We start from the raw sequence: 13,797 nt of genomic DNA on the forward strand, positions 1-13,797 counted from the left end.
GGCGGTCTAGGCCAAGGCGGCGGGTTGCGCCAGAGGCGGGCGGCGGATGCCCAGGAACGGGCCCTGGCCCGCCGCGTCGATGCGGGCGATGGCCTCGGGAATGGGTTCGATGATCACCGCCATGGCGAAGGCCGTCGCGTGGATCATCCGGTCGGGCCCCATCGCCAGGGCGACATGGCCCGGCCAGAACAGCAGGTCGCCGCGCCGGATGTCCTCCACCGCCGGGAAGGCGTCGCGCTGCAGGTCGCTGTCGCCGGGGCAGGCGATGTCGCAACCCGTCAGCGCCGCCTGGGCAAGGCCGGAACAGTCGATGCCAAAGCGGCTGTTGCCGCCCCAGAGATAGGGCGTGCCGAGCAGGCTTTCGGCGACCGGCACCGGATCGGCGGCGGGCCTGTCGCCGATATGCTGGACGGGGACGAAGCCGCCGCTGGCCAGCCGGGCAAAGCGCCCCTCGATCCCGGTGACGGACAGGCGCGCGCCGATGGACAAGCTGGCCTGTTCCCGCTGCTTTATGTCGGGCGCGGAATAGACATGGGTGGCGGGCGCCGTCACCCGGTGGGTGATGGGCGGCAGGTCAGTGCCCAAGGCAGCGGCGGGCAGCCAGCCGCAATAGCCGTCCAGATCCGCCTGGACGAAGCACCAGTCGCCGCGGGTCTCGATCACCGTGACATCGGCTCCGAAATTCACCTGCCGGTCGCGCCGCCCATCGGGCGCGGTCATCAGGTCGGCCAAGGGCGCGATCAGGCGGGCAGGGTGGCCCGGCGTATAGGCGGGCCGTTCGATCACGCCACACAGGGATTCCAGGGCGACGCGGTCGGTGGCGGGGGTCAGGCGGCGGTCCAGGGTCATGCGAGGATCCCGGGCAAGGCCGCCAGGATGGCGCGGGCGCCCTGGCCCAGGCCGCCCTTGGGGCGACCCGGCGCCAGCACGGGCTGCCAGCCATAGATGTCCATGTGGACATAGCGCCCGGCGCCTTCGGCAAAGCGGCGCAGGAACAGGGCCGCCGTGACCGACCCGGCCATGCCGCCCGAGGGGGCGTTGTCCAGATCGGCGATGGGCGGTTCGATCTGCGATTCGTAGCCGTCCCACAAGGGCATCCGCCACAGGGGATCGCGCACGGCCATCGCGGCGCGGGACAGCGCATCCGCCGTGGCATCGTCGTCGCAATAGAAGGGCGGCAGGTCGGGGCCAAGCGCCACCCGCGCCGCGCCCGTCAGCGTTGCCAGCGAGATCATCAGCTCGGGCTTCTCCTCGGCCCCGAGCGCCAAGGCATCGGCCAGGATCAGGCGGCCTTCGGCATCGGTGTTGTTCACCTCGACCGTCAGGCCCTTGCGGCTGGTCAGCACGTCGCCGGGCCGGAAGGAAGTGGCCGAGACGCTGTTTTCCACGACCGGCAGCAGCACCCGGATCTGCATCCGCTGGACCGCGCCGGTCGGCGCCAGCATCTTCAGCAGGCCAAGCGCGGTCGCGGCCCCGCCCATGTCCTTCTTCATCAGGGCCATCGAGGCCGGGGGCTTGATGTCCAGCCCGCCCGTATCGAAGCAGACACCCTTGCCGACGATGGTCAGGCGCGGGCCGGTCGTGCCCAGGCGGATGTCGATCAGCCGGGGCGCCTGTTCGGCGGCGCGGCCGACCGCGTGGATCATCGGCAGGTTGGCGTCCAGCAGATCGGGGCCGGCGGTGACGGTGATCGCGGCGCCGATCTCGCCCGCCAGGGCGCGGGCCGCGTCTTCCAGGTCAACCGGCCCCATGTCGTTTGCGGGCGTGTTGATGAGGTCGCGGGTCAGGAATTCGCCCGCCGCCTGCGCGCGGATGCGGGCGGCATCGACGCCTTCGGGGCAGGTGAACTGCGGGCCGTCATAGGCCGCGCCCTTGTAGCGGGTGAAGCGGTACTGGCCCAGCAGCAAGGCCAGCGCGGCTTCGTCCCGGTCAAGCCCGTCGGGCAGGATGGGGCGCCAGGTGCTGCCGCGCGGCAGGGCGGTCGCATGGGCCAGAACGAAGCGGTGGCGGCTGGCCTGCGCCCGGTCGCCAAGGCCCAGCAAGGCCCCCGCCACCTCGCCCGAGGGGTTGGGCAGCAGGCAGATCTCGCCCAGCTTGGCCGAAAAGCCGCTGGCGGCGGGCCAGGGGCCTGCCTGCTCGGCCAAGGGATCGCCCTTCCACACGGCCCAGAGCGGCAGGGCATCGGCGGTGTCGGGGGCGAAGTTGGGGGTCATGGGGGTGGTCCTTGTCTGTCCGCGCGCCAGACTACAACTTGCGGTCGGGCCCGCAAGCCTGGGTTGCGGGGGCAATCCCGGCTGTGCTGGCTTCTTTCTGGCGAAGGCCATCGCCTTCGCCACGTGACTCCATAGCCACCAACGCCGCCGGGCTTCAAAAGCCCGGCCAGCGCCCGACCCGGCGGGCGCTTCTCGCCCACCGGGTCGGGCGCTGGCCTCTCGTGGTCGCGGAATGGCAACGTCTCTGGCGGCACCCGGTCACGCGGGCGGGGAAACGCATGCGTTTCCTGGTCCGCCCGTGCTGAGTTTCCTGCCCTGGATCTTGATCCGTCCTATCCCAGCCCCGTCCGGTCCCAGATCGCCGTGAGCGAACGGTTCCCCACCCGCATCAGCCGGGCGTGGATGGCTCCGACCGCAACGGGGTCGCGCCTCTCCGTGCAAGCGCCCAGATCCATCGCCACGCCCGCCAGCGACAACAGCCCGATCTGCCAGGCCAGCCGCGCCAGCAGGTCGCACTGGCGCCCGGCCTCGGGCAGGTCGGCGTCGCGGATGGCGCGGTCGGCGGCCGTCAGCGCGCCCGCCAGTTGTTCCAAGGCCAGCCCGATGACGTTCTGCGCCGCCGTTTCGCCAAGCTCGGTCACGATGTCGCCCACGCGGCGGGAATCGACCCGAACCGGCTCGGAAACGGCCAATGCCGTGATCTGTGCCATCTGCCCTTACCTTTTTCCTTGCACGTCCAGTCCGGTCACCATGACCCCTTGCCGTGAAGAAAGGCTTGCCGCCGCCGGAAGAAATCGCTCGAATTTGTTTCAATCACGCCCTATCAACCGGCGGGACAAGAAAGGTGAGACATGCATAACATCCGTCCCCTGCCGCAATATCTGGTCGGCCGCTTCCATGGCTGGAAAGCCACGTCCTATTCCGAAAACAGCGCTTGGTACCGCCGCCTGGCCACCGACGGACAGCGCCCGCGCGCCATGGTGATTTCCTGCTGCGACAGCCGCGTCCACGTCACCAGCATCTTCGGCGCCGATTCGGGCGAGTTCTTCATCCACCGCAACATCGCCAACCTGGTGCCGCCCTATGCGCCTGACGGGTTGCAGCATGGCACGTCCGCTGCCGTGGAATACGCGGTGCAGGCGCTGAAGGTCGCGCATCTGATCGTGGTGGGCCACACAAGCTGCGGGGGCGTGGCGGGCTGCCATGCCATGTGTTCGGGCCGCGCGCCCGAGCTTGAGGAAAAGACCAGCTTCGTCGGCCGCTGGATGGATGTCCTGCGCCCCGGATATGACCGCGTGAAGGATCTGCCCGAGGACCAGCAGATCGCCGCCCTGGAACGCGAGGCCGTGCTGGTGTCGATCGAGAACCTGATGACCTTCCCCTTCGTGAAGGAGGCCGTCGAATCGGGGCAGATGACGATCCATGGCCTGGTCCACGACATCAGCGAAGGCACGCTGGTCCAGGCCATCGACGGCGGCAGGGCCTGGGTGGAGGTCTGATCCCGGCTGCGCCCGGCGCCGGTCAGGCGTCGGGCTTCCAGCGGATCACGCGCCACAGATACAGCGCGACGATGCCGATCACGACCGCCGTGGACAGCGGGTCGATCCAGTGTTCGACGCGTTCGTACTGGTCTTCCAGCAGATAGCCCGCAAGCGCCAGCCCCCCCGACCAGATGAAGCTGCCAAGCCCGGTATAGAGCAGGAACTGCCCCTGCGGCATCCGCTCGATCCCGGCGGGGATCGAGATCAGCGTGCGCACCGTGGGGATGAAGCGGCCGAAGAACACGATCTTGCGGCCATGGCGGCGGAACCAGCCCTCGGCCGCCTCGAATTCGGACGGGGTCAGGGTCAGCCAGCGGCCGTGGCTTGCGATCAGGCGGCGCATCCGGTGGGCGCCAAAGGCGCGGCCGACCAGATACCACAGCCAGGCCCCCGCCAGCGAGCCCAGGCCCCCGGCCAGGATCGCCAGCCACAGGGGCGTGCCGCCGCGCGCGGCGTTGAAGCCCGCCAGCGGCATGATGAGTTCGGACGGGATCGGCGGGAAGACGTTTTCCAGAAGCATGAGGGCGGCGATCGCCACCGCCCCGCCGCTGTCCAGAAAGCCGGCGATCCAGTCGAACACCCGCTCAGCCCTTTTTCAGGACGCGGTTGCCCAGCAGTTCGGCGATCTGCACGGCGTTCAGCGCCGCGCCCTTGCGCAGGTTGTCGCTGACGCACCACAGGTTCAGGCCGTTTTCAACGGTCACATCCTGGCGGATGCGGCTGACGAAGGTGGCGAAATCGCCCACGCATTCGACCGGCGTGGTGTAGCCGCCCGGCTCGCGCTTGTCCACGACCAGGATGCCCGGCGCCTCGCGCAGGATGTCGCGGGCCTCGTCCTCGTCCAGGAAATCCTCGAACTCGATGTTGATGGATTCGGAATGGCCGACGAAGACCGGTACGCGCACGCAGGTCGCCGTGACCTTGATGGCGGGGTCGAGGATCTTCTTCGTCTCGGCCGTCATCTTCCATTCTTCCTTGGTATCGCCGCTGTCCAGGAAGACGTCGATCTGCGGGATCACGTTGAAGGCGATCTGCTTCTGGAACTTCTTGGCCGCGACTTCCTGACCCGGCACATACATGCCCTTGGTCTGGTCCCACAGCTCGTCCATGCCCTCCTTCCCGGCGCCCGAGACGGACTGATAGGTGGACACGACGACGCGCTTGATGCGCGCGCGGTCATGCAGCGGCTTCAGCGCCACCACCATCTGCGCGGTCGAGCAGTTGGGGTTCGCGATGATCATCTTGTTCTTGTAATCGTGGATCGCATCCGGGTTCACCTCCGGCACGATCAGCGGGATCTCGGGGTCGTAGCGGTAGAGCGAGGAGTTGTCGATCACCACGCAGCCCGCAGCCGCAGCGCGCGGGGCATGAAGCTTGGTCGCGTCCGAGCCGATGGCGAAGAGCGCGATGTCCCAGCCGGTGAAGTCGAACTGCTCGATATCCTTCACCTTGAGGGTCTTGTCGCCAAAGCTGACCTCGGTGCCCTGCGACCGGCGCGAGGCCAGCGCGGCAATCTCGTCCACGGGGAACTGGCGTTCCTCCAGGATGTTCAGCATTTCGCGGCCCACGTTCCCGGTGGCGCCGGCGATGACGACTTTGTAGCCCATCTCCTTGGGACTCCTTTTCTGGCGGTCGTGTGCGTTTAGCGCAACCAGGGCTGCAAGGGAAGGGGGAGGGCCTCAGGCCAGGCGCAGCCGCCCGTCCGTCCGGCTCCGATCCTCCACCCAGGCGGCCTCGGCCCCGAAGTCATGCGGCACCTGGTCGGCGGTGCGGCGGCCAGACAGGCTCTGGCTGGCGAAGAAGTCGAAGCCGTAGAGCGTGAGGCTGGACAGGGGCGCGCGCAGCAGCAGGTCGATCATCATCGCCCCCGTGGTGGGCGGCGCGGCAAGGCGGTCCTTCAGCGCGCGGTAATCTTCCAGCGGATGCAGATAGAAGCCGGGGCTGGTGGCCGTTTGCCAGTCCAGCCGCTTGCGCTTGGGCGACATCCACAACAGGCGCGCGGGCGACAGGCGGGCGCGGTCCTGATCGGGCAGCCGCACGGCCAGCGCCAGCCAGTCGGTGCGCGTGCCGTGGCTTTCCGGCGCGGGCATGGGCGCGCGGTTGATGCGGATCACCAGGTCGGCGGCGTCGATGGCCGCGCCCTGGCGTCCTTCGGCCAGCGAGCGGGCATTGCCGATCAGGGCGAGCGCCTTGCCCTCCAGATCCGCCAGCAGGTTGCCTTGCGGGACGGAAAGGGATTGCAGCGCGGGTTCATCGCGCAGCAGTCGGGCGGTGTAAAATTGCAGCTTGTTCATGGCCGGGCCAGCAGGTCTTGATAGATCGCGACCAGGGCGCGGGCCTCGCCTTCGATGGCGTGGTTCGTCGCCACATGATCGCGGGCGGCCCGGCCTGCGGCCTCGCGTGCGGCGTCATCGTCCAGCCAGCGGCGCAGGCCCCCGGTCAGCGCGTCGAGATCGTCGGGGGGCACAAGGCTGCCGGTGACGCCGTCGCGGATCAGCGTCTCGTAGGCGCCGACGCGGGCGGCCACGGTGGGCACGCCGCAGGCCATGGCCTCCAGCGGGGTCAGGCCGAAACCCTCCCATCGGGCGGGGGCGGCGAACAGGTCCAGCGCCTGGTAATGGCGCACCACCTGGTCCCAGGGTAACTCGCCCAGGAAGCGGATGCGGTCCTGCAAGCCCGCCGCGCGGATCTCGGCCAGCAACCCGTCGGCGAAGGCGCGGTTGTCGGGGGTGATGCGGCCCGTGAAGACGATCTGGGCGCGCGGGCGATCCGGCAGCAGCCGCAGCCCGGCGCGGACCAGCAGATCGACGCCCTTCTGCGCGCGCACCCGGCCGAAGCAGCCGATCAGCACGGCGTCGGGATCAAGCCCAAGCTCGCGGCGCAGCGCAGCCTTGTCGGTGGGGGGGTGGAAGATCGCCGTGTCCACCCCGTGCATCACCACCGTGGCGGGGCGGTCCAGATAGCTGGCGGCCTTCTCCGAGGTCGCGACAAGCGCGTCCTGCTGGCGGATCAGCCATTTGGTGAATCCGGTATGGCGGCGCTGCGCGGCGGAGGTGAACAGCAGCCGGTATCTGCGCCGCAACACCCGCCGTAGGATCAGTCCCAGCGCCATTTCCGTGTTGCGCCGCGCGTGCCACACCCGCCAGCGGTCGCGCGGCATCAGGGCGGCGCGCCACAGCGGGACATGCGGCACCTGGGGCGGCAGGCCGGGGCCGGTCGCGCGGATCGCGATCATCCGCGCCTGCACCGGGATCAGCCGGACCACGGTGGCGGTGACGCCCGACAATCGGCGCTTGAGGTTCGGGGCAATGACCAGGGGATCAGGCATGACGCTTCTCGGCGCTGAACAGATAGAACGGCAGACCTATAGCCAAGGGCACCAGGAAGAACAGGAAGATCTGGCTGTAGGCCTGGGCGGGCGGATGGCTGTCCGAAGCGGAGAGATAGACCGGGCGGGACAGGAACTGCATGATCCCCACGCCCGAGATCGAGACCATGTTCATGAAGGTGATCCCCCGCCCGACCAGGTGATGGGGCAGGAAAGCGCGGCCATGCGACATGATCAGGGAATAGGAGCTGTCCGAGATGCAGACCATCACCAGCAGCACCGCCGACAGCCAGAGGCTGCCGCCCGATCCCAGCCACAGCCCCGCCAGCACGGCGCAGAGCAGCAGCGTAGTGGCGACCGAGGTGCGCTTGTCCGACCCCATCAGGCGCACGATCCGGCCCAGCGACAGGTTCGCCGCGACCATCGCCAGCCCCATGCCCAGCGTCACCCAGCCGATCAGGTTGTCGCTGGCGCCGTAAACCTCGGACAGGAAGGGACCGGCCCAGAGGCCGCGGATGCAGGCGGATGCGGCATAGGTCACGCCCAGCAGCGGCAGGATCAGCCGCAGTTCCCGCACGGCCAGCAGGTCGCGCAGCCGCGCCGGGCGCTGTTGGCCCGCGGGCTTGTCGGGATTGCGGACCAGGGCCAGGATCGCCAGCGACACGGCCAGGGTGACAAGCGCCAGCCCCGCCAGCGCGGCGCGCCAGCCGACCCCGTCGATCACCCAGACCAGCGGCGCGGCCCCCAGCATGTTGCCCAGCGATCCGATGCCCACCACCGTGCCGCCCGCAGCACTCATCGAGGCGGCGGGCAGGGTGCGGGCGAAGATGAAGAAGCTGCCCATCATCACCGGCGCGCAGCCGATGCCCAGCAGCGCCATGGCGACATGGATGTGCCAGGGCGCCTGGGCCAGCGCAAAGACCAGCGCGCCGCCGCAACCGCCAAGGCCCAGCAGCGCCGCCACCGTCTCGCGCGGGCCGAAGCGGTCGAGCGCCCATCCGACGGGGATCTGCACGGCGGCGAAGGCGATGTACCAGAGCCCCGAGGACAGCGCGAGATCGGCCGGTCCCGCCCCCAGTTCCGCCCCCAGCGTCGGCGACAGCACCGCCAGGAAGGCACGATAGAACTGGCTGAGCGTATAGCCAAGGACAAGGGACATCAGTCCCGGTGACAGGATCCAGCGCATTCCACCCCTCCGTTGCGGCGGAGGCTGCGCCAAGGCCGCGCCGGGCGCAAGGCGTCGCAGGAATGCAGGCCAACTTGACCAGCCCATGACGGGGGGCTAGCACCGGACCCGATGCCGTCCAATGACCCGGAGGAACCATGTCCGACAGCTATTCCCTGCTTATCCTTCCCGGCGACGGGATCGGCCCCGAGGTCATGGCCGAGGTGGTCAAGGTCATCGACTGGTTTCAGTCCAATCGCGGCATGTCCTTCGACGTGAGCCACGGACTGGTCGGCGGATCGTCATACGACACCCATGGCACGCCCCTGACGGACGAGACGATGGCCCAGGCGCAGGCGGTGGATGCGGTGCTGCTGGGCGCGGTCGGCGGGCCGAAATACGACAGCCTCGATTTCAGCGTGAAGCCCGAACGCGGCCTGCTGCGGCTGCGCAAGGAGATGGACCTGTATGCCAACCTGCGCCCCGCGCAATGCTTCGACGCGCTGGCGGATTTTTCGTCGCTGAAGCGCGAGGTGGTCGCGGGCCTGGACATCCTGATCGTGCGCGAACTGACCTCGGGCGTCTATTTCGGCGAGCCGCGCGGCATCCATGCCGACGGCAACAACCCGGACAATGAGGGCGGCCGCGTGGGCATCAACACCCAGCGCTACACCAGCGGAGAGATCCGGCGCGTGGCGCGGTCGGCGTTCGAGCTGGCGCGGCGGCGGTCGAACCGGGTCTGTTCCATGGAAAAGGCCAATGTGATGGAATCCGGCATCCTCTGGCGCGAGGAGGTGCAGTGGGTCCATGACAACGAATACCCGGACGTGGAACTGACCCACATGTATGCCGACAACGGCGCGATGCAGCTTGTCCGCAAGCCGCAGCAGTTCGACGTGATCGTGACCGACAACCTGTTCGGCGACCTGCTGTCGGACGCCGCCGCGATGCTGACCGGGTCGCTGGGGATGCTGCCTTCCGCCAGCCTGGGTGCGCCCATGGCGAACGGGCGGCCCAAGGCGCTTTACGAACCCGTGCATGGGTCCGCCCCCGACATCGCCGGGCAGGGCAAGGCCAATCCCATTGCCTGCATCCTGTCCTTCGCCATGGCGCTGCGCTATTCCTTCGACCAGGGCGATGCGGCGGCGGATCTGGAACGCGCTGTGGAACGGGTGCTGGCCGACGGCGTGCGCACCGCCGACCTGATGGGCCCCGAGGGCGGCACCCCGGTTTCCACCTCCCAGATGGGCGACCGCATCATCGCCGCGCTGTCGCAAGGCTGACATGGAGGCCGCGTCGAACGTCCGCGGCGCGGCCCTGGCCCTTCTGGCTATGGGTCTCTACGCGACGCATGACGTGGTCATCAAGACGCTGGGGGCGCAGTACCCGGCGCTGCAGGTGCTGTTCTTTTCCTCGCTGCTGTCCTTCCCGCTGGTGATGCTGGTCATCATGCGCGACCCCACGCCCGGCACCCTGCGCCCGGCCAATCCCGGCTGGGTGGCGCTGCGCACCGTCGTGGGGGTCGTGGCGGGGATGGGCAGCTTCTTCGCCTTTTCCCGGCTGCCGCTGGCGCAGGTCTATTCGATCCTGTTCGCGGCGCCCCTGCTGGTCACGATCCTGTCGATCCCGATCCTGGGCGAAAGGGTGGGCCTGCACCGCTGGGCCGCGGTGGTGATCGGCCTGATCGGCGTGCTGGTCGTGCTGCGCCCCGGTGCGCAGCCGCTGGATCTGGGCCATGCGGCCGCGCTGGCTTCGGCCGTGGGGTCGGCGACGACCGCCGTGATCCTGCGCAAGCTGGGGCGCAGCGAGCGCCCGCTGGTCCTGCTGATGTGGCCGATGCTGGGCAACTTCCTGGCCACCGGCGCATCGCTGGCGCTGGATTACCGCCCGATGGAACTGCCGCATCTGGCGCTTGCCGGACTGATCGCCTGCCTGGGGCTGGTGGCGGGCTTCCTGCTGATCCTGGCCTACCGCGCCGGAGAGGCGGCCATCGTCGCGCCCATGCAGTATTCGCAGATTCTGTGGGCCACCGCCTATGGCTGGATCTTCTTTGGCGAGATGCTGGACATGCCGACCCTGCTGGGCGCCACGGTCATCATCGCCTCGGGCATCTATATCGTCTGGCGCGAAGGGCGGGGCGGCAATTCCGCCAACCGCCCGGTGATCGCGTCCCGCATCCGCGCCGAGACGGTGACGGCGCCCCGCACCTCGCTTTTGCAAAGAATATGGCCGCCGCGCGCCTGACGGGGCTTGCAATCGGGCGCGCCCCGCGCTACCTGCCCCACCGACGGTCGGAGCGTAGCGCAGCCTGGTAGCGCACCTGCTTCGGGAGCAGGGGGTCGGAGGTTCGAATCCTCTCGCTCCGACCAGTTGAAACTTGATAAGAGGCAGATAGTTCTGCCTTTCTTATCGCGGAAGTTGCCTTTTAAAGAGGCTTATCCTCCCCCAAAGCGTTGAAATATATCAGCATAGTGCCACGCTCACCTTACGTGTACTCAGAAAGCTTGAGTAAGTACGACTATCGGTGTTGACGACAATAAGGCGCGTCGCGATACGGCAGGGGCGGGGGCGAGCGCCCCTAGCGGGCGCTGGTTTGCCTGCTGCAATCAATCTCTCGAAGCTGCAGCGCATAGCGGCTAACCCTAGAGCATGTTCACGCCGTATCACAGCAAATACGCCGCATATGACCTAACGAAGCTGGCACCGCCCGGCTCAGATGATCAGTTGTCGATGTCATTGTTTGACGCCTCGGTGGACCTGAACCCCCATCAGATTGAGGCCGCGATGTTCGCGCTTCAATCACCGCTTGCAGAAGGTGCGATCCTCGCGGATGAGGTTGGCCTCGGCAAAACCATCGAGGCAGGTATTGTCCTTTGCCAGAAATGGGCCGAACGCAAACGAAAACTAATCGTTATCTGCCCAGCGGCCATTCGGCAGCAGTGGGCCGCAGAACTGACCAACAAGTTCAATCTGCCTGCAGTCGTTATTGACGCTCGCACCTATCGCCAAATGAAGGCGAATGGGATTCCCTTCCCCTTGTCACAGAAGCGGATTGTCGTGCTGTCCTACCATTATGCTGCCAAGCTCCAGGACGAACTGCGGCAAGTCGATTGGGATCTAGTTGTCATTGATGAAGCCCATAAGCTCCGGAACGCATACCGTCCGAGCAACCGCATAGGGCAAGCTCTGCAATGGGCGGTAGAAGGTCGGAAGAAGCTCTTGCTGACGGCTACCCCCCTCCAGAACAGTCTGATGGAGATCTTCGGGCTTACGAACTTCATTGATCCCAACATCTTCGGCGATGCCAGCAGCTTCCGGTCCAAATATGTGAATGCGGGTGGCGATCTGCCCGATCTGCGCGCAAGGCTTTCAGATTTCTGCAAGCGCACGCTACGGAAGCAGGTTCTGGAGTACGTAAAATATACCCAACGCCGGGCCATCACGCAGCCATTCTCCCCAGCGGAGAATGAGCAGGCGCTGTATGACGGCATTACGCGTTTCCTTCAAAGAGAGGACACTTATGCCATACCCTCTCAACAGCGCCATCTCACCGTCCTGATCCTTCGAAAGCTTCTCGCATCATCATCACAGGCGATTGCAGGAACGCTGGAGACCCTCCGCGCCCGCCTGGTGGCCCTGCAGAAGAGGGAACCGGTAAAGGATGATCTGGCAGAGGTGATTTCTTTCGAGAACGAACTCGAGGAAGAAGTTCTCGACGAATGGGGTGACGAGGACAGGCCTGACACTGCGGGGCTCGAGCAAATCGACTTCGCAAAACTCTGCCGGGAAATCGACGATATTTCCTGCCTAATCCAGCTTGCGCATTCAATCCACACAGATACCAAGTCCAAAGCGCTCCTAAAGGCTCTCAAAATAGGCTTCTCGGAGCAGGAGCGGATGGAAGCACTGCGAAAAGCCCTGATCTTCACCGAGTCGCGGCGCACCCAAGACTATCTCCGCGATTTTCTTGAGCGTAACGGTTACGCCAACCAGGTTGTCACCTTCAGCGGCACCAATTCCGACCGCAAGGCACAGGATATCTACGAGCGCTGGCTCGCTGATCCCAAGAGTGAAGAGCAAGTTACCGGATCGCGCGCCATCGATGTGCGTGCTGCATTGATCGAAGAATTCCGCGACCACGCCTTGGTCATGATCGCCACGGAAGCGGCTGCCGAGGGTGTCAACCTGCAATTCTGCTCGCAGGTCATCAACTACGACCTTCCGTGGAACCCACAGAAGATCGAACAGCGCATCGGCCGCTGCCATCGATATGGGCAGACACATGACGTGATCGTCGTAAACTTCCTGAACGAACGCAACGATGCCGATAAACGGGTTCACGCCCTCCTGACCGAGAAGTTTAATCTGTTCGACGGCGTTTTTGGGGCTTCGGACGAGGTTTTGGGAACGATCGAGTCCGGCGTCGACTTTGAAAGGCGCATCTTGGCGATCTACCAAGACTGCCGCACTCCGGAGGCCATCGCCGCCGCGTTTGACGAACTGCAAACCCAGCTTGAGGAGCAGATCCGCAGCCGGATGGAGGATACAAGGCGGGCGCTGCTGGAGAACTTCGACGAGGATGTCCACGCCCGCCTGAAGCTGCGCCTCGCTGACGCCCGCGAACAGCTGGATCGTGTCGGCCGCCGGTTTTGGGATCTGACCGCCGCTATCCTCGCTGGCAGGGCCAAATTTGACGAACCCAACCTGGCCTTCGACCTCCTGGCCCCGCCGACCCGCGACCTACGAGCGGGCCGTTATCACTTGATCTCGCGGAACTCCGCCGCAGACCCGGCTATGAACGAACACGGCTATTTCCTCTACCGGCTGTCGCACCCTCTGGGCGAGCATGTCATTGAAACGGCAAAGGCTGCCGACACGCCGGTGGCCGAATTGCAGTTCGATGTGACCAATCACACTACACGCGTGGCCATCGTCGAGGCGCTGAAAGGGCGGCGCGGCTGGCTGACGCTGCGCAAACTTGCGGTGACGACCTTCGAGACCGAGGAATACCTGCTGTTCTCGGGCATCGACGACAATGGTCGCTCCATCGATCACGAGGCCTGCGTCAAGCTGTTCTCGGTCTGCGCTGATGTTTACCCAAGCGAACAGCCTGCCCCCGCCATCGCCGACCAGCTTCAGGCCGAGGCAGAGCAGCATGTCAAAGCCACGCTGAGCCGCTCCCTCGATACCAACAACAAGCACTTTGCCGCCGCCCGCGACCGGCTGGAACGCTGGGCGGAGGACAAGATCTACGCGGCCGAGAAGGCGCTGAAGGACACTAAAGAACAGATCAAGGGGGTGCGTCGCGAGGCGCGGGCGGCCACTACCCTCGAGGAAGAGGCCGCCATCCAAGCCAAGCTGCAGGAACTGGAACGGCGTCAGCGCAAGCAGCGGCAGGAAATCTTCAACCAGGAGGACGAGGTCGCCGACAAGCGGGATGAGCTGGTCGGCGACCTGCAAAAGCGCCTCAGCCGCGGCCACACGGTCGAAACCCTGTTTACGATCCGCTGGTCGGTCGTGTAATCGGGGCAGTTAACATCAAGGAAAACA

General features: G+C 66.4%; 12 protein-coding genes and 1 tRNA gene. 5 read left to right on the forward strand and 8 right to left on the reverse strand.

Features of this window, described 5'->3' with window-relative positions:
* Nucleotides 1-6 precede the first annotated feature (6 nt).
* The 3 genes from AAIL68_RS08065 to AAIL68_RS08075 all read right to left on the reverse strand — a co-directional run bounded on the left by AAIL68_RS08065 (nt 7) and on the right by AAIL68_RS08075 (nt 2,923).
* Nucleotides 7-849, reverse strand: coding sequence for an NlpC/P60 family protein (locus tag AAIL68_RS08065; RefSeq protein ID WP_347139224.1), 843 nt, complete (start codon nt 847-849; stop codon nt 7-9).
* Nucleotides 846-2,213, reverse strand: a complete 1,368-nt coding sequence (locus AAIL68_RS08070; protein WP_347139225.1) for a leucyl aminopeptidase family protein — start codon at nt 2,211-2,213, stop codon at nt 846-848. Before AAIL68_RS08070 ends, AAIL68_RS08065 begins: the two co-directional genes overlap by 4 nt.
* A gap of 332 nt (nt 2,214-2,545) precedes the next feature.
* A complete protein-coding gene (locus AAIL68_RS08075) occupies nt 2,546-2,923 on the reverse strand; it encodes a hypothetical protein (RefSeq protein WP_347139227.1) in 378 nt (125 codons plus the stop codon).
* A 141-nt stretch (nt 2,924-3,064) separates the two neighbouring features.
* On the opposite strand from AAIL68_RS08075, the gene AAIL68_RS08080 reads away from it, so the two are divergent.
* Nucleotides 3,065-3,712 (forward strand): carbonic anhydrase, encoded by a 648-nt coding sequence (locus AAIL68_RS08080; RefSeq protein ID WP_347139229.1) that lies wholly within the window; start codon nt 3,065-3,067, stop codon nt 3,710-3,712.
* A 22-nt stretch (nt 3,713-3,734) separates the two neighbouring features.
* Here the strand turns inward: AAIL68_RS08080 and AAIL68_RS08085 are convergent, their stop codons facing one another.
* From AAIL68_RS08085 to AAIL68_RS08105, 5 genes are all read right to left on the reverse strand, one after another.
* Nucleotides 3,735-4,334, reverse strand: a complete 600-nt coding sequence (locus tag AAIL68_RS08085; RefSeq protein ID WP_347139230.1) for a DedA family protein — start codon at nt 4,332-4,334, stop codon at nt 3,735-3,737.
* 4 nt (nt 4,335-4,338) lie between these two features.
* Complete coding sequence (locus AAIL68_RS08090) at nt 4,339-5,361, reverse strand: aspartate-semialdehyde dehydrogenase (RefSeq protein WP_347139231.1); 1,023 nt, start codon at nt 5,359-5,361, stop codon at nt 4,339-4,341.
* Between the two features lie 72 nt (nt 5,362-5,433).
* On the reverse strand, nt 5,434-6,048 hold the full coding sequence (locus AAIL68_RS08095) for a glycosyltransferase family 29 protein (RefSeq protein WP_347139232.1): 615 nt from the start codon (nt 6,046-6,048) through the stop codon (nt 5,434-5,436).
* On the reverse strand, nt 6,045-7,082 hold the full coding sequence (locus tag AAIL68_RS08100) for a glycosyltransferase family 4 protein (RefSeq protein WP_347139233.1): 1,038 nt from the start codon (nt 7,080-7,082) through the stop codon (nt 6,045-6,047). Before AAIL68_RS08100 ends, AAIL68_RS08095 begins: the two co-directional genes overlap by 4 nt.
* A complete protein-coding gene (locus tag AAIL68_RS08105; protein WP_347139234.1) occupies nt 7,075-8,268 on the reverse strand; it encodes an MFS transporter in 1,194 nt (397 codons plus the stop codon). Before AAIL68_RS08105 ends, AAIL68_RS08100 begins: the two co-directional genes overlap by 8 nt.
* Nucleotides 8,269-8,405: 137 nt before the next feature.
* Between AAIL68_RS08105 and leuB the strand changes: the two genes are divergently transcribed.
* From leuB to AAIL68_RS08125, 4 genes are all read left to right on the forward strand, one after another.
* The gene (gene leuB, locus AAIL68_RS08110) at nt 8,406-9,530 is read left to right on the forward strand and encodes a 3-isopropylmalate dehydrogenase (protein WP_347139235.1); all 1,125 of its coding nucleotides are present in this window, start codon (nt 8,406-8,408) and stop codon (nt 9,528-9,530) included.
* Nucleotide 9,531: 1 nt separating this feature from the next.
* Nucleotides 9,532-10,491: a DMT family transporter gene (locus AAIL68_RS08115; RefSeq protein WP_347139236.1), complete on the forward strand. Its 960-nt coding sequence runs from the start codon at nt 9,532-9,534 to the stop codon at nt 10,489-10,491.
* A gap of 48 nt (nt 10,492-10,539) precedes the next feature.
* A tRNA-Pro gene (locus AAIL68_RS08120) sits at nt 10,540-10,616 on the forward strand.
* A gap of 280 nt (nt 10,617-10,896) precedes the next feature.
* Nucleotides 10,897-13,770: an SNF2-related protein gene (locus AAIL68_RS08125; protein ID WP_347139237.1), complete on the forward strand. Its 2,874-nt coding sequence runs from the start codon at nt 10,897-10,899 to the stop codon at nt 13,768-13,770.
* Nucleotides 13,771-13,797: the final 27 nt, after the last annotated feature.

This window comes from Paracoccus sp. SSK6, assembly GCF_039770665.1.
Lineage (GTDB): Bacteria > Pseudomonadota > Alphaproteobacteria > Rhodobacterales > Rhodobacteraceae > Paracoccus.

Excerpts from the sequence above, each read along its gene's own strand:
- AAIL68_RS08105 (WP_347139234.1), bottom strand. The coding sequence starts at position 8,268 with ATGCGCTGGATCCTGTCACCGGGACTGATGTCCCTTGTCCTTGGCTAT.
- AAIL68_RS08065 (WP_347139224.1), bottom strand. The coding sequence starts at position 849 with ATGACCCTGGACCGCCGCCTGACCCCCGCCACCGACCGCGTCGCCCTG.
- AAIL68_RS08095 (WP_347139232.1), bottom strand. The coding sequence starts at position 6,048 with ATGAACAAGCTGCAATTTTACACCGCCCGACTGCTGCGCGATGAACCC.
- AAIL68_RS08125 (WP_347139237.1), top strand. The coding sequence starts at position 10,897 with ATGTTCACGCCGTATCACAGCAAATACGCCGCATATGACCTAACGAAG.
- AAIL68_RS08070 (WP_347139225.1), bottom strand. The coding sequence starts at position 2,213 with ATGACCCCCAACTTCGCCCCCGACACCGCCGATGCCCTGCCGCTCTGG.
- leuB (WP_347139235.1), top strand. The coding sequence starts at position 8,406 with ATGTCCGACAGCTATTCCCTGCTTATCCTTCCCGGCGACGGGATCGGC.
- AAIL68_RS08075 (WP_347139227.1), bottom strand. The coding sequence starts at position 2,923 with ATGGCACAGATCACGGCATTGGCCGTTTCCGAGCCGGTTCGGGTCGAT.
- AAIL68_RS08080 (WP_347139229.1), top strand. The coding sequence starts at position 3,065 with ATGCATAACATCCGTCCCCTGCCGCAATATCTGGTCGGCCGCTTCCAT.
- AAIL68_RS08100 (WP_347139233.1), bottom strand. The coding sequence starts at position 7,082 with ATGCCTGATCCCCTGGTCATTGCCCCGAACCTCAAGCGCCGATTGTCG.
- AAIL68_RS08090 (WP_347139231.1), bottom strand. The coding sequence starts at position 5,361 with ATGGGCTACAAAGTCGTCATCGCCGGCGCCACCGGGAACGTGGGCCGC.
- AAIL68_RS08115 (WP_347139236.1), top strand. The coding sequence starts at position 9,532 with ATGGAGGCCGCGTCGAACGTCCGCGGCGCGGCCCTGGCCCTTCTGGCT.